Source organism: Vreelandella sp. F11 (assembly GCF_042466685.1).
Taxonomy (GTDB): domain Bacteria; phylum Pseudomonadota; class Gammaproteobacteria; order Pseudomonadales; family Halomonadaceae; genus Vreelandella.
Window position 1 is genome coordinate 321,766 of the sequence record NZ_CP170448.1, and the last position, 12,852, is coordinate 334,617.

General features: G+C 55.9%; 17 protein-coding genes. 7 read left to right on the plus strand and 10 right to left on the minus strand.

Going from position 1 to position 12,852, the window contains the following annotated elements; genetic code table 11:
- Positions 1 to 181: 181 nt before the first annotated feature.
- Positions 182 to 775 (plus strand): hypothetical protein, encoded by a 594-nt coding sequence (locus tag ACFIOZ_RS01560; protein WP_386081784.1) that lies wholly within the window; start codon positions 182 to 184, stop codon positions 773 to 775.
- A 1,124-nt stretch (positions 776 to 1,899) separates the two neighbouring features.
- Positions 1,900 to 2,748 (plus strand): sulfurtransferase, encoded by an 849-nt coding sequence (locus tag ACFIOZ_RS01565; RefSeq protein ID WP_386081786.1) that lies wholly within the window; start codon positions 1,900 to 1,902, stop codon positions 2,746 to 2,748.
- A gap of 224 nt (positions 2,749 to 2,972) precedes the next feature.
- Here the strand turns inward: ACFIOZ_RS01565 and ACFIOZ_RS01570 are convergent, their stop codons facing one another.
- On the minus strand, positions 2,973 to 3,860 hold the full coding sequence (locus ACFIOZ_RS01570; protein ID WP_386081789.1) for a LysR family transcriptional regulator: 888 nt from the start codon (positions 3,858 to 3,860) through the stop codon (positions 2,973 to 2,975).
- A gap of 95 nt (positions 3,861 to 3,955) precedes the next feature.
- Here ACFIOZ_RS01570 and ACFIOZ_RS01575 point away from each other — a divergent pair, with 95 nt between their 5' ends.
- Genes ACFIOZ_RS01575 through ACFIOZ_RS01585 form a run of 3 tightly spaced genes read left to right on the plus strand, consistent with a single transcriptional unit; the run spans position 3,956 to position 6,014 of the window.
- Entirely contained in the window at positions 3,956 to 4,552 is a 597-nt protein-coding gene (locus tag ACFIOZ_RS01575) for an NAD(P)H-dependent oxidoreductase (RefSeq protein WP_386081791.1), read from the plus strand.
- Positions 4,549 to 4,983, plus strand: a complete 435-nt coding sequence (locus ACFIOZ_RS01580; RefSeq protein WP_386081793.1) for a carotenoid oxygenase family protein — start codon at positions 4,549 to 4,551, stop codon at positions 4,981 to 4,983. Before ACFIOZ_RS01575 ends, ACFIOZ_RS01580 begins: the two co-directional genes overlap by 4 nt.
- Positions 4,926 to 6,014, plus strand: a complete 1,089-nt coding sequence (locus ACFIOZ_RS01585) for a carotenoid oxygenase family protein (protein ID WP_386083971.1) — start codon at positions 4,926 to 4,928, stop codon at positions 6,012 to 6,014. Before ACFIOZ_RS01580 ends, ACFIOZ_RS01585 begins: the two co-directional genes overlap by 58 nt.
- A gap of 976 nt (positions 6,015 to 6,990) precedes the next feature.
- Here the strand turns inward: ACFIOZ_RS01585 and ACFIOZ_RS01590 are convergent.
- Positions 6,991 to 7,977 carry a hypothetical protein gene (locus ACFIOZ_RS01590; RefSeq protein WP_386081795.1) on the minus strand — a complete coding sequence of 329 codons (987 nt, stop codon included), beginning with the start codon at positions 7,975 to 7,977 and terminating at the stop codon, positions 6,991 to 6,993.
- Positions 7,974 to 8,132 (minus strand): hypothetical protein, encoded by a 159-nt coding sequence (locus ACFIOZ_RS01595; protein ID WP_233973670.1) that lies wholly within the window; start codon positions 8,130 to 8,132, stop codon positions 7,974 to 7,976. Before ACFIOZ_RS01595 ends, ACFIOZ_RS01590 begins: the two co-directional genes overlap by 4 nt.
- 385 nt (positions 8,133 to 8,517) lie before the next feature.
- On the opposite strand from ACFIOZ_RS01595, the gene ACFIOZ_RS01600 reads away from it, so the two are divergent.
- Positions 8,518 to 8,793 carry a BrnT family toxin gene (locus tag ACFIOZ_RS01600; protein ID WP_308321894.1) on the plus strand — a complete coding sequence of 92 codons (276 nt, stop codon included), beginning with the start codon at positions 8,518 to 8,520 and terminating at the stop codon, positions 8,791 to 8,793.
- A complete protein-coding gene (locus ACFIOZ_RS01605) occupies positions 8,771 to 9,040 on the plus strand; it encodes a BrnA antitoxin family protein (RefSeq protein ID WP_035562624.1) in 270 nt (89 codons plus the stop codon). Before ACFIOZ_RS01600 ends, ACFIOZ_RS01605 begins: the two co-directional genes overlap by 23 nt.
- Positions 9,041 to 9,057: 17 nt before the next feature.
- On the opposite strand, the gene ACFIOZ_RS01610 is transcribed toward ACFIOZ_RS01605, so the two are convergent.
- The 7 genes from ACFIOZ_RS01610 to ACFIOZ_RS01640 form a co-directional block, all read right to left on the minus strand.
- Positions 9,058 to 9,414 carry a hypothetical protein gene (locus tag ACFIOZ_RS01610; protein ID WP_386081797.1) on the minus strand — a complete coding sequence of 119 codons (357 nt, stop codon included), beginning with the start codon at positions 9,412 to 9,414 and terminating at the stop codon, positions 9,058 to 9,060.
- Positions 9,411 to 11,258, minus strand: coding sequence for a replication endonuclease (locus ACFIOZ_RS01615; RefSeq protein ID WP_386081799.1), 1,848 nt, complete (start codon positions 11,256 to 11,258; stop codon positions 9,411 to 9,413). The genes ACFIOZ_RS01610 and ACFIOZ_RS01615 overlap by 4 nt, the downstream gene beginning before the upstream one ends.
- A 180-nt stretch (positions 11,259 to 11,438) precedes the next feature.
- A complete protein-coding gene (locus ACFIOZ_RS01620; protein ID WP_386081800.1) occupies positions 11,439 to 11,693 on the minus strand; it encodes a hypothetical protein in 255 nt (84 codons plus the stop codon).
- Positions 11,690 to 11,986, minus strand: a complete 297-nt coding sequence (locus ACFIOZ_RS01625; protein ID WP_386081802.1) for a hypothetical protein — start codon at positions 11,984 to 11,986, stop codon at positions 11,690 to 11,692. The genes ACFIOZ_RS01620 and ACFIOZ_RS01625 overlap by 4 nt, the downstream gene beginning before the upstream one ends.
- On the minus strand, positions 11,983 to 12,108 hold the full coding sequence (locus tag ACFIOZ_RS01630; protein ID WP_386081803.1) for a hypothetical protein: 126 nt from the start codon (positions 12,106 to 12,108) through the stop codon (positions 11,983 to 11,985). Before ACFIOZ_RS01630 ends, ACFIOZ_RS01625 begins: the two co-directional genes overlap by 4 nt.
- Positions 12,105 to 12,314, minus strand: a complete 210-nt coding sequence (locus ACFIOZ_RS01635) for a hypothetical protein (RefSeq protein WP_386081805.1) — start codon at positions 12,312 to 12,314, stop codon at positions 12,105 to 12,107. Before ACFIOZ_RS01635 ends, ACFIOZ_RS01630 begins: the two co-directional genes overlap by 4 nt.
- A gap of 263 nt (positions 12,315 to 12,577) precedes the next feature.
- Positions 12,578 to 12,796 (minus strand): helix-turn-helix transcriptional regulator, encoded by a 219-nt coding sequence (locus ACFIOZ_RS01640; RefSeq protein WP_035562644.1) that lies wholly within the window; start codon positions 12,794 to 12,796, stop codon positions 12,578 to 12,580.
- Positions 12,797 to 12,852 lie beyond the last annotated feature (56 nt).

Consider the following 12,852-nt stretch of genomic DNA (forward strand, 5'->3'; position numbering starts at 1 on the left):
CCTCCAGTGCTGGAACCCACCCGCATGGCCTACTGGCGACACCGGAGATAGGTGCGCCTATTGCCTCATTTTGGTAGATATGATTTTATTTCTAAATTAATTTAAGGTGGCGCCTGGCGCTCTCAATAGAGAGGGCTAAGAAGCTGCCCACTAATAAAGTGGCGGGAATATAGGAGCGGGTATGGCCACCTATACGCTTTATGACAAAGATGGCAATAAACTTATCCACAACGATTTACAAAAAAAGCAAGAGTGGTGTAAAGACGGAGAGCGCCTGGAAACGCGTTTTCTAGCGCTGTATGGTGAAAAATTGGGCTTGAGGCTCAATGAAGAGAAGTTACGGGATCCAACAGTGCCCGATTTTATTCATACTGAAACAGGCAGGTACGTTGACCTTAAAAGCCAAACGACACCGTTTTTTCAATCACACAAGTACGGCGTTGATCCTCAGTACGCAGTAACGTTAAATAAAATCGATGTGGATAGGTACTATCAGTTATATCCCGGCATTATCGTTCTTTACCATGTGAACTGGATAGCGGTAAAAATGGTAAGTGGTTATGGAAAAACAACGGAAGTAAGGGAGATGGAAGGCATTTGGGCAGCCACCATCAATAACATAAAACAGATGTGTAAGCCTGAAAATCTTCATGCGTATTTACAGCGCATTAACGATAAACGGGGCAATGCCCGAGATAGCTATGTGCTGGATCTGAAGCATAGTTACTTCAAAGTTATTGAGGATGATAAGCAGAATCTAAAGCGGCTTAATTGAACTGTTAGATGATAGCAGCAACGGCCATAGCTCATTTGTGTTCTGTTAACTGTGCGAATAGCGGCATCAGTAGTGCGAAGAGTTCCGTAAATGTTGCTTCTTCCTGACTCTGCATTAGAACTCCCCACCGAGTCTGCGTCCTCGCAAGAGCAACGAATGGGCGCGACTATCGCGTTTACTGAGAGTCTTTTTATCCCTAGCAGCTCCCGTTGACCTAATAACGTCGGTGTTGAAAGCCCAACCTAAGATAATCAGCCGTCTGTGCTAACCTGGGTAGGTGAATCAGAGAAGCAGCAAGACAGGTAACCGCCCCAGGCGGATGTGCCGGGCAATGCAGCACGCTCGCGAATTTTTGATATACAGCCTAATTAAAACTAATGCATAAAATAATCATAGGCTTGGAGGCGTCTGACAGGCTGCATTGTTCGGACAAGCATGCCAGCGGGTTCATCCAATCATAAGATGGGAAGCCTAATACCTGTTAGATGGCTATATCAGAGACTCGCCCACCAAGCATAAAAAAGCCTGCGATTTCCTTCGCGTTCAGTGCTGCTCTAGCGGCTCTTCTCTGGTGGGTCTACTACGAGCGCTATCACAAGTACGCAGAATGTATTGATGCGCTCACCAACTCTAGCTGCGCTACCGCGAACGACGGCAATGTCACTGCTGGCGGGATATTGTGGGGACTCCTCGCGCTTCCGTTCACCTTTTTGGCTGCCATCTTCCTTTGCGTGATAGCCTTTCGTTTGGCACGCAGGCGATCTCGCGGCGCCATCTAACTATTCGTTCAAGCCGAACCCGCTTCGCGGGTCGGCTTAACTCAGGTGTTAGGGTGCTGCAAAATCCTCAGTTGAGGAGGGTTGCGGCTGCGAGGTAAGTAGTCCCGAAGTGATATCAGGCCTGATTGAGAGGTTTGGTGTGGATCTCAAATCCCTGCCTGCAACGGCCATCACTGGAGAAAAAGGCGATATGAACACGGCTCCAGCACCCGATCCAATCGGCATGCCCGGCGCTCTGCAGCTCGTCGATCAGCATACTGCGGATTACGCGATCCGCGTCAACTTGCTGGTCTCGCCCGTCCGCGATCATGTACTGTTGCATGTCGACCTAGACTGGAGAACGCCATGCCTTCCCCCCTCGTGACCACCGCCTGGCTGCAGGACAATCTGGATAACGAACATTTGGTGCTGATCGACGCTAGTATGGCCAATGTCGTTGGCAAGGAGCCGATCGTTTATGACCGTCCGATGTTGATCCCGGGAAGTTTCCGGATCGACCTGGAAGGAGCGCTTTGCGATACCGGTGCTCCCCAAGCTCACGCCTTCCCGACGGAAGAGCAGTTCACGGCGGAGGCCCGTAGATTGGGCATCAAGCCCGAGAGCTTGGTGGTGTTGTACGACGATCAGGGTATCTACTCGGCACCACGAGCCTGGTGGATTATGCGGGCTATGGGCCTCAAACAGGTGTTTGTTCTAGATGGCGGCCTGCCGCAGTGGTTGGCAGAAGGGCGGGACATCGATTCTGCTTCGGTGGCAGATGCGGCCAAGCATGGCAGCGTGGTTGGCAAGCTCGACCACACCCTGGTTCGAGATTCTGCCTACGTTTTCCAGCATCTGGAGGACGAGCGAGTAACGGTCATCGATGCGCGATCACAGGCACGTTTCCTGGCGCAAGCGCCAGAACCCAGGCCTGGTGTGCGCGGTGGTCACATCCCCAATTCCCTCAACCTGCCGTTTACAGAGGTGCTGGAGGGTCATCGGTTCAAGCCAGCCAGCCAGCTGGCGTCAACGTTTGCCCACCTCGCTCCCTCCCTTCAGCCCAGCAACGGTCACCAACTGGTGTTTTCCTGTGGTTCCGGCATCACCGCCTGCATCATCCTACTGGCAGCCGAGCTGGCCGGGTATACTCAGCTGTCGCTGTATGACGGTTCCTGGGCCGACTGGGGCAGCAGTGACTCATTGCCGGTGGCGTAGCGGACATCATCTCGCTACAAGAGGAATTGGCAGTTCCTAACAATCACAGGCACGGCGACGTCTACTCTATTGCGGCTTCGTCCCCGTACAAGGTCACCGCTAAGCTCAGCGCTAGGTGCTTTCTGGTCGACGTAGTAGCCTCATGTCAGCTACAGAAATCGCTATAACCACTGTGGTCTGGAACATTCCCTCCCAGATTGCGGGTTGGGTATCGCCTGGTGGCATCACTGAAGCAGTTCGATAAGAATATCAGCAACGTGTCGAACGACAGGATCCTTCTCATGGCGCAGATGCCATGCCAAGTGCAGGGTAAAGCCGGGTACCTGCACCGGGGGCGGTAGAGAGATCAGGGCTGTGAAGTCAGCTACGACACGGGAAGGCAGCATGGCGATCATATCGGATCCCTGCAGCAGCGCAGGCACCATCTGGAAGTTTGGTACCACCGCACCAACCCGACGTGAGCTGCCTAGCCTGGCCAGCTCCGTATCCAGCGACGTCCGTGTTTCACCGCGCCCGGAGACGATGATGTGCGAGTATTTCAGCCAGGTATTCAGGTTGAAATCGGCGGCGGCAGGGTGCCCGGCGCGCATGGCGACGACATAGTGTTCAACAAACACTTCTTCACGATGCAATTTTTCCTCGACAGATGGGAAAACGGAGATGGCGAGGTCTGTCGAACCGTCGATGAGTGCCTGGCGTGCGGCCTCGGCGCCATGCCAGGGCTGGATCACTATATCGACGCCAGGAGCTGAGCGCTGCAGTTCCTGCTGCAAGGGCGCGGTTACGAACACCGCCGGATAGTCTGCCATGGCGACCCGCACTGTTTTGCGTATTTCAGCCAGCGGCACCTTGGGTGGGTCAACAAGATTCACCACCTCCGCAAGTAGCGATTTCAGCGGCGCACGCAGCGCCTCGGCCTTTGGGGTTAGGCGCATTGTACCGCGGCCGCGCTCCAGCAACTCATCACGGAAGAGATAACGGCAGCGCTGCAGTGCGGCGGAGGCGGCAGGCTGTGACATACCCAGCTTATCGGCAGCATGACTGACGTGCGCCTCATCCAGAAGCGCATCAAGGACAACGAGCAGGTTGAGGTCGAGAGAGCGAAGATTCATGAAACAAATAATAGAACATATTATTAATCGATTGGAGTAATTTTTGTCGTGGGTGCATCGTTTCCCTGCAGTTACCTAAAGGAGGCGAGACCCCCATGACTAAGACGCTTATTCTTCTGTTCCACCCCGATCTTGCGCACTCGAAGGCCAATGCTGCGCTAGCTGCGGCAGCGGCCAAGCTACCCGCCGTGGAGCTCGTCGATATGCAAGCCATCTATCCCCATGGCATCGATCTATCCAAAGACGGCGAGCGCGAGGCCCGGCGGCTGCTTGAATGCGACCGTATCGTGCTGCAGTTCCCCATCCAGTGGTACTCCACGCCTCCGCTGCTGAAAGCCTGGCAGGATGCCGTGCTGACGAGGATGTTCTACATCGCCTACGAGTCTGAAGGGCATATGTTGGAAGGCAAGCCGCTCATGGTGGCCGCAACGGCTGGCAATATACCAGACGCCTACCGTCCCGGCGGGCGCAACATGTTCACAATGAATGCGCTTCTCGCCCCGCTGCAGGCCACTGCGCATCGCTGTGGCCTGCCCTGGGCCGAGCCTTTTGTTCTCTATCAGGCCAACAAGCTGTCAGCGGAAGCGCTTGATGCCGCTGCTATCGAGTATGCCGCCACACTCAAGCGCTGGATCGTAAGCAGTACAGCGCTCGGGGTGAAAGCGCTTGAGCCAAGGAGAGCAGCTCAATGACTTACAGCAGACGCGATATACTGCGTATGGCAAGCGGCCTCGCGGCAAGCACATTCGCAACCTCCATCCTTAGCTTCGAAGCGTTCGCCAAGAGTGGCAGCAGCCCCGGCCCCGTTCCAGGCTTTCTCGACGGGCATTTCCGCCCCGTTAACAGGGAGACGACGGCCTTTGACCTGCCGGTACGCGGCGCCATCCCGCCCGCTTTATCAGGGCGCTACTTCCGCAATGGTCATAACCCGAAGGACGGCATCAATCCAGGCGCCTGGTTCTATGGTTCAGGCATGATCCACGGGTTACGCATCTCGGGCGGGCGCGCTGAGCTGAGTGGTACCGCAATCGCTGGGTCAAAACGCCAGCGCTGGAGGGGGAGCCGCTGTTTGTCGATCACGAGACGATCAACCTCCATGCGAGTGCAGCCGGTACCAGCGTGATCGCCCATGCGGGGCGTATTCTGGCCCTTCAAGAGGTCAACTTACCCTTCGAGATCACGCCTGAACTGGAAACGATCGGCGCCTACGATTTTGGCGGTGCTTTAAAGACTATGATGACTGCCCATCCCAAGATCTGCCCCCGCACAGGCGAGATGCTGTTCTTCGGCAATTCGCCTCTCCCGCCGTACTTGACCTACCACGTGGCGGATGCCTCGGGGCGGCTGGTACATAGCGAGGTGATTGAAGGGCCAAATGGTTCTGTCATTCATGACTTCGCCATCACTGAGAACTATGTGATTTGGTTCGACCCCAACGTCGCGCTTGATCTACATTCCGAGCTTGCTTTTCCCTATACGTGGCAGAGGGAGTACCGCGGCCGGATCGGCGTTATGCCGCGTGACCGCAGCAAAGGGGGAGTGCAATGGATCGACGTTGATCCCTATTACATGCTGCACTTCTCCAATGCCTGGGAAGACGCAGATAGCCTCCTTGTGGTCGAGGGGCCGTTCTTTGACGAAGCCGCTTGGGGGAAAGCCTCAGCCTTTATCAATGGTACCGCGCCTCAGGGAGCCGCGCCTGTCAGTGGGGCTAAGCGCAGCCGTTGGACAATCGATCTGCAACAAGGAGCGGCGAGTGTTGGGCTGCTTGATGACCTTACGATTGAATTTCCTATGATTCATCCTGGCTTCACAGGGCGGCAAAACCGCTTCGCTTATGCGGTGGTTTTCCCTGACGCGGCGCGCGCCGGTTACGGTATCGTCAAATATGACATGGAGTACGATCGGCGCTGGGTGCTTGACCTTCCTGTAGGTGTGTATGCGGGTGAGCCCTGCTTTGTTCCCGACCCACAGGGTCGTGGCGAAGATGACGGATGGTTATTAACCTATGTCACTGACCTGCGTAGTAACGTAGCGGAGCTGTGGATCCTGGACGCAATACAGATCGGCGCGGGCCCTGTCGCTGCGATCGAACTGCCTGCCTGGGTGCCCGCCGGTGTGCATGGAGCGTGGATTGGCGATAATGAGGTCTAGGCTTGGCAACTTATGGGCTGGGATCGCTAGACCAACGTCAGCCCGTTTTTCGGAGAGTTGATATGTTCTCTAAAAAGCGTACTTGGTTAGTCCTTTGCAACCCACAGGCACAAAAAAAGCACCTAAAGGTGCTTGATTTGTAGAGGTGTCTGGTGGAGGCGGCGTCCCGTTTAAAGTAGATTTAACTAATTGTTTGTATTGAAAATAAATTAATCTGATTTAAAAAATGCCCCCAATTATGCCCCCTATTTTATGTCGCTACTCGATCTAACCCGTGCTTTGAACTCAGGTAGGGATTTGAGGGTAATTAAATTTTCAGACCGCTACCCAGCAAGTGCCGTTTATTAAAACCCTGTTTGGCAATAAAGGGGCTGTGGTGCTTTGGGCTTAGCGTATGACGGCTGGCCAGCAAGCTGCCGCGGCTTTGGTGCCCTGTCTGTTACCGCTTCGCTTCATGGGGCTTCGCCCCATCCCCCAGGTAGTGAAGTGCGCCAGCAGACTAATTGCCTTCATCATAGCGTGACAAATTCACCATAACGCCAGCAGCGCACCGGGCATGGCCAGAATACGCCGTTTGGTTGTGGTGGGTTGGTGTATCGCGTGCCTTTGGCCATGGTAGTGGCATGGCCATCTTGGCGGTTAGCGTGTGGTGTTTAGGAAAAGCCCCTGCGTCGCCGAAAGCCTTATAAAACATTGCCATGGCTCATAAGTGGCTTATAAATGGCTCATAATGTCGTGGCGGCCACGGCACGCCAAGCACAGCGGCAAAGGGGGTAATCGTGGTGTGATAACAAAACAACAACCAACCCTGAAAATTTGCCGTGCGTAGGTAAATTCTGCGACTGTTTGCCCCCGTATTGCCGGGGTGGGTGGGGGAGTTCCTTTTTCATTTTCCGGCATGTCGGAGCGCCAGCGGCAGCCACAAAAAAGCCGTGAAGTTGGCTGCCCTTCACGGCTTATGTAAGCGGCCTACTGGTTAGTATTCAAGCTGTTCAGGCGCTTCCATCGTGTAGAACTGTGAAAGCTTCAGTTCAATATGAGCGTCGCTGTATACGATGCCCTCTGGCGCGTAGTGGTTGGCTTCATCGCGAGCGGCATTAATCGCGGTCACACGATCTTGCAGCCCCGCCACCTCGATAGCTTCCAGCAGGTCGCGTTCTGCTTTTGCCACGGCGGCTTTACCTACCTCATAGCCTACGCCACGTTGCAGGCTTTCCAGCTCGGTAAGTTCGGCTTGTAGATCGTCGCGGATTTTTTCTAGCCCCCGGCGGCCACTGGCTTGCTTCTCTGCCTGTTCGGCTGCTTTTTCGGCAGCCTTGCGGGCCTTCGCTAGCGTGGTGGTGGCTTGACCCTTAGCCGTTTCGTCAACTTCACCCATCAGCGCGCTAGCCTCTAGACGATCCACCTCTTCAGCAGCGCGGCGGGCTTGATCTTCCAGGTCGGCAATTATGCTTGTGTTGTCTTTCATCGCTGTGATGGTGCCGTTGATTTTATCGATGCGCTGTTGGTGTGCATCCATAGCCTGCGTTACCGCTTCCAGCGCCTGCGGTGAAGCCTCTGGCCTTGCCTTAAGGGCGGCGGCCAGTGATTTCTCTGCCTGAGTTTGTGCTTCGCTGCATTCAGTATAAACGGCTTGGGATTCCTCAAAGCGGCTGCGAGTTTGCTTAAGGTCGTTCCAGGCGCGTTGTAACTCTTGGCGAATTGGATCATCACGATGTGTAGCGCTTCGCTCCAACTTTTTAGCTAGGTGCTCCATCACTTTTTGAACCTGCTCAGTGGTTGCCGGTTCGGCAATGATTAAGCTGTCTGGCCGTTCTTGCCGGGTCAAATACGTGAGGTGCCGTTCAGCCGTCTCCATTTGTTGCCGCGCTTCTGACGCTTTGACAGTGGCGACGCTTACCGCCTTTTGGGTTTCTTGGTGCTGTTCAAGCCATGCTTTCCAGGTGTTTAAATCGTCGTTCATTGTGTTGCCTCGCTTTTGGGTTGTTTCATTTCAGATAACAGCAGTAGCCAGCCAGCGGCGTTAACGTCGCCAGCGCTGGCCATTTCGTTGAGCATTCGCGCCAGCTCTGCGCGCCGCTGTTGGGTTGGGTAAATCTGGGAACCGCGTTTCTTCATTTTCGTATCACTTTTATTTGCCGTTAATCGGGCCTTATTGGGCCTTTTCTTTAGCGTTGGGCTATTGCATGGCTTCACCTCCCGGCGGCGCTAAGCGCTGGCCTTCGCTGGTGAGTGGTACCGCCTTGATGTGTGCGTTTCGCTGGGGGGCACCTGTACATGCTTTGCCTGTGTAAGCCGGGTGCGGTGTACAGGTCGCACAGGTGATAAGCCGCATCGCTACGCGGATACTGCCCACCTGCGGTGGTACACGCTGGGTGGCCAAAAATTTGTCGAGATCCGGGGCTGCTTGCCCCCGTGGCACAGGGTGTTGGCCGCTAGAAGAACCTAGGTTTTTATCTCGGGGAACTGGCGGGCTTAGCTTTTTGTCCATACAATAAAGACTATGATCATCGACTATGACCCAAACAAAAGCGCCCGGAACGAACAGGAGCGCGGCCTTCCTTTCACGGCGGCAGAGCGCTTTGATTGGGATGGGGCTGTATTTTCGGAAGATACCCGCAATGACTACCCAGAACGGCGCTTCATTGGTTTGGGGAAGATAGGGGAAAGGGTGCACGTGGTGTGCTTTACGCCTATCACCGATGGCATTCGGGTTATCAGTCTCAGGAAAGCCAACGCACGGGAGGTGCGGAGCTATGAAAACGCGACTCACGAATAAAGACGGCGAAGTAAGGGAGCTGACAGACGCGGACGTAAAACAAATGCGCCCCATGGCTGACGTGCTGCCCGTTGCTCTACAAAGAACGATTGGTAAGCGTGGGCGCCAGCAAGCCCCCACTAAGGTTAAAACGTCAATACGCCTTTCTCCCGAAGTAATAGAGCATTTCAAGGCAGAGGGTGAAGGCTGGCAGCGTCGTATTGATCAGGCGCTTAAAACCTATATCCGCGAACATGAACACGGTTAACCACATTGGCAGCGCGCTCATTGCTCAAGCTGCCGCTTTAGCCAACGGTTAGCCGCTTGACGGCCTGCGTTGTTCTTTACGTGGGCGCGCTGTTCTTCCCTGGCTGCCTGTTCCCAGGCAGCGCTATACCCTTCGGCAAGTCGCATTGCTTCACTGTGCTGTTGAGTGGCCAGCCTCAAGCGGATATAGCGACGATCCTCACCCAGCAGTCCGCACCGCTTCTCTATCAGCGCCAGCCATGGCTCTACGCGGGTGGTCACGGTTGCCCGCCGTTGATGTTGCTTGGCTCGGGCACCGGGCTGGCCTTGCGACCGGGCAGCACCAGCGGTGGCTTGCATCTGGGCAATGCGGGCAAGTAGGGCTTCACCGTTCATGCTATGGCTCCCGGTGGAATATCAGCGGGCGACAGCTCACCACGCGCCAGCATGCCTATCAGCAGCTCGCGACCTTCATCCAGTGAGATACGCAAACGCTCGCGGTCATCGTGTTCAAGGCGGCGGCGCACGGATGCAATCCGGTATTGGTGGGCGTCTATTGCTGCCTGCCTTTGAATATCCCTTATCTGCTCACGTGGTAACGGTGGGTGCATTCGCCTAAAGGACTCTGTTACATGCCACTCCCAGTCATTAAGCGGGGTGGCGGGGGTGGTCTGCGTACAGTTAATGACACGAGTCCAAGGCGCTGCGGCTTCGCCTACGCGCTTAAAATCAACCCCGGCAGCTTCACCCTTACGCTCAAACGTCCAGCGGTAGTACCGGGTAAGGTATTCCGTTTCGCCTAGCTGGCTGCTAACCACTAAGCCCCAGGTGCCCGCCATCGGTTCCCCGTAACGGCCAAGCGTGTCGCTTGACCACTCCCCGGTAATCCGGTCACAGTTCGCTATGTCGGTCGTTTGACGTACTACCCGCCATGGGCGAATGGGGGCAGCGTCGCGGGGCTGCATAGGGCCACCCATCAAGTGCAGGTACTTATCCCAGGCGCCAGCATTGGCCGCTTGGCGTAACCCTTCTAGGATCGCGGCGGCTTCCGGTTCTGGCCGTGTGGCCGCTTCCCAATCGGCTAAGCGCTGTTCATCTTTGAGGCGGCGCAGCTCACGCCACACGGTGACAGAAGGAAGGCCGACAAACTGAAACTGGCGAATACCCCAGCAGGCTGCCCACGCTTCAATGCGTGGCGCGCTGGTTTCTAATGGCTGGCCGTAGTGGTCGAGGTTATCGCCCGGTACGCCTTGGCGGCTGTGTTGCTTGCCGTTGATGTTTTTAGCCACGTACTTGGCCACATACCCGGCAGCACTTCCCTTGCTTCGATCAATGGCCACGGGCTTGAATCTAACGCTAGTGTTTCGCTTAACCTCACCCGGTGAATCTTCCAGCGAGTAGCGCCGCAATATGCTGGTTACCTTCGGTTCATCTTCGGGACGCATCCATACCAGCAAATGCCAGTGGGGCGTTCCATCATGGTGGGGCTCGGCAACACGGATCCCATAGATACCTAGACCATCGCGCTTGAACTTGGCGCGGGCTTTAGCCCATAGGTTCTGCAAGTAGGCCTGTGCTTCACGCGGGTTAGCGCCAGCATATTTATGGTTGATGCTGGCGTTCTGTCGTACCGGGTGAAAGCGGCTAGGGGTAGTGATGGTGTAGAACATCCCCCGGTGGCCTGCCCGGTCGGCTTCGCGCTCAGTGTCGGCAATGCGCAGCATTAGCTCTGCCCGCCTAAACTCTGGATTGGCTAAACCCAGCTCGGCCAGCTCTGCAAGGGTGTACTGGTCGCCGTCCTGGTTGGTGGCCGTGATGGCTTCAAGCAAGCGGGCGTTGCGCGTGGTTTGGTCAATGCGACGGCGGTAGCCTTCATCACTAACGTAAATACCTGCCCGTTTCTGTGTGTGGCCTAAGATGCGTTGCCGCTGTTCACGGCGGCGGCTGGTAAGGCGTCGAAGCTGGCGGCGCCACCACATAGGGCATGCAAGGCGTAATAGTTCCCCGGCGGTGCTATGTCCGGTGGGAAGGGGTAAGCAATGCTTAGCTACCCGGCGGCGGGCACGTTGTAGCGCGTAAACTGGATCGCCTAGGCTGGCAGCTTCCAGTTCAATGGCGCGGGCTTGGGCGGTGGCATGGTCGATTAATGCCTGGTCATCGCTTGTACAGTGCCATGGCCCACATTTCAGTAGCGAATCAGCAAGGGCTTGTCGATCAATAAAGGCGGCGTGGCTGGTCATGCAGCCCCCTCGCCGTTTAACGGGCGTAGCTTCTCAGCGCCAGCACCAACCCCGCAGGGTTGGCATTGATCGGCAAGGCATAGGCGCGCCCTATGCCGTGTGCTATTCTCAGGTTTAGCGTTTGCTTTGGTCAGCGGCGCGGAGAAGGCCCAGCCATTGCGCTGGGCTTTTTCATGGTTGTTAGTCAGCAATGTGGCCCCCTTCCAGCTCAGCGCCATCGGCTTCGGGGTCTTGTTCCAAAAGATCATAAGCCAAGGTGGTGGCACGTTCCCCCAAGCAACGGAAGGCGGTTGCCCAGGCTTGCGCCTGCTGTTCCGTGACCTCACCGCTTAGATAAGCAACGTCACCCATCACGGTTGCTAGCGTGGTATTGGCTTCGGCAATATCACGCAGCTCGGCTAGGTGCTTTATGGTTTGGTTGTTTAGGCGGTTCATGCGGCCACCAGCCCAGGAAGCAGCGCTTCCAGATCGCGGGCAATAGCCTGTAGTTGCTCAAGGGAATCAGGCGCGGCGCGTTGGCAAGGGGGCAAGTACACGCTGTAAGTCTTAGAAACGGCGGCGGGGTTGTGCAGGTCAGCACAGCGGCTAACGCTTACATTCAGTTGAAGTAGCACTCCCGAAAAATCTACGCCTATCCAATAGCTGCCTTGGGTGCTGGTAGTCAGCGCCAGCGCTTGAATATGGGCTATGACGTCCCGGTGGGCTTGGGGTATTTGATATTGGCTCATGCTGGCACCTCACTACGCACGCGGCTTAGTGCCTGCTCAATGATGGGCTTAGTGATGGGGACGGTGCGGAAAGGGGCTAGTAGCTCAAGTAAGCGCTTTAGCTGGGAAGTGGTTAATTTCATGACACGGCCCCAACGCTGCGCTTGGCAGTCTCAAGGGCGCGGGCTTCAAGTTGCTGTGCTTTTTCAATGTGGTGGTTGTAACGGGTAAGGCGGGTGCGCGTGCTGGAATTGGCAAACAGTGCGGCTTTCGCCATCGCACGGTGAGCAGCGGCACGGCTGGATAAACTGCGGGTAATCAGGTTGGACAGGCGGATTGATGCCGTCATTGGTGGATCTCCTTTGTGTTTGGAGTCCGCCAGATCACTTGCACATGATGGGTGGCGAACTGTACGCAGGTGTGCAAGACCGGACACAAAGGAACCCGGCAGGCCGAAGCCTCCCACGCACAGCCCACCATAATTGACGGGCATAAAAAAAGCGCCGTCATTTGGGGCGCTGGTGCGCCTATGTGTTTTCGGGCTTGCACACCCGGCTGACGATTTTGCGCCAGCCCTTGGAGCATAGCGGGAAGATGTGGCAACGGTCAACATTATGCGGCCCCCTCTTGACGGCTCGCTTCAATGCGCTGCTGGATCCACTCGTCTACTTCCGACTCTACCCAGGCCACGGCGCGTGGCCCAATGCGAACGGGTTTAGGGAAGTCGCCGCGCTCCATACCGCGATAAACACCGGTTGTACTCATTCCAGTTTTTTCGCGGACAACAGGGAATCTGATTAGGTTGGACGTGGGTTTGGTAGGGGTAGCCATGCCTTTAGTTCCTTTGGTTGCTTATGGGCATGGCTGGAAGGATGGCGAGAAACTTT

Excerpts from the sequence above, each read along its gene's own strand:
- ACFIOZ_RS01560 (WP_386081784.1), top strand. The coding sequence starts at position 182 with ATGGCCACCTATACGCTTTATGACAAAGATGGCAATAAACTTATCCAC.
- ACFIOZ_RS01565 (WP_386081786.1), top strand. The coding sequence starts at position 1,900 with ATGCCTTCCCCCCTCGTGACCACCGCCTGGCTGCAGGACAATCTGGAT.
- ACFIOZ_RS01570 (WP_386081789.1), bottom strand. The coding sequence starts at position 3,860 with ATGAATCTTCGCTCTCTCGACCTCAACCTGCTCGTTGTCCTTGATGCG.
- ACFIOZ_RS01575 (WP_386081791.1), top strand. The coding sequence starts at position 3,956 with ATGACTAAGACGCTTATTCTTCTGTTCCACCCCGATCTTGCGCACTCG.
- ACFIOZ_RS01580 (WP_386081793.1), top strand. The coding sequence starts at position 4,549 with ATGACTTACAGCAGACGCGATATACTGCGTATGGCAAGCGGCCTCGCG.
- ACFIOZ_RS01590 (WP_386081795.1), bottom strand. The coding sequence starts at position 7,977 with ATGAACGACGATTTAAACACCTGGAAAGCATGGCTTGAACAGCACCAA.
- ACFIOZ_RS01595 (WP_233973670.1), bottom strand. The coding sequence starts at position 8,132 with ATGAAGAAACGCGGTTCCCAGATTTACCCAACCCAACAGCGGCGCGCA.
- ACFIOZ_RS01600 (WP_308321894.1), top strand. The coding sequence starts at position 8,518 with ATGATCATCGACTATGACCCAAACAAAAGCGCCCGGAACGAACAGGAG.
- ACFIOZ_RS01605 (WP_035562624.1), top strand. The coding sequence starts at position 8,771 with ATGAAAACGCGACTCACGAATAAAGACGGCGAAGTAAGGGAGCTGACA.
- ACFIOZ_RS01610 (WP_386081797.1), bottom strand. The coding sequence starts at position 9,414 with ATGAACGGTGAAGCCCTACTTGCCCGCATTGCCCAGATGCAAGCCACC.
- ACFIOZ_RS01615 (WP_386081799.1), bottom strand. The coding sequence starts at position 11,258 with ATGACCAGCCACGCCGCCTTTATTGATCGACAAGCCCTTGCTGATTCG.
- ACFIOZ_RS01620 (WP_386081800.1), bottom strand. The coding sequence starts at position 11,693 with ATGAACCGCCTAAACAACCAAACCATAAAGCACCTAGCCGAGCTGCGT.
- ACFIOZ_RS01625 (WP_386081802.1), bottom strand. The coding sequence starts at position 11,986 with ATGAGCCAATATCAAATACCCCAAGCCCACCGGGACGTCATAGCCCAT.
- ACFIOZ_RS01630 (WP_386081803.1), bottom strand. The coding sequence starts at position 12,108 with ATGAAATTAACCACTTCCCAGCTAAAGCGCTTACTTGAGCTACTAGCC.
- ACFIOZ_RS01635 (WP_386081805.1), bottom strand. The coding sequence starts at position 12,314 with ATGACGGCATCAATCCGCCTGTCCAACCTGATTACCCGCAGTTTATCC.
- ACFIOZ_RS01640 (WP_035562644.1), bottom strand. The coding sequence starts at position 12,796 with ATGGCTACCCCTACCAAACCCACGTCCAACCTAATCAGATTCCCTGTT.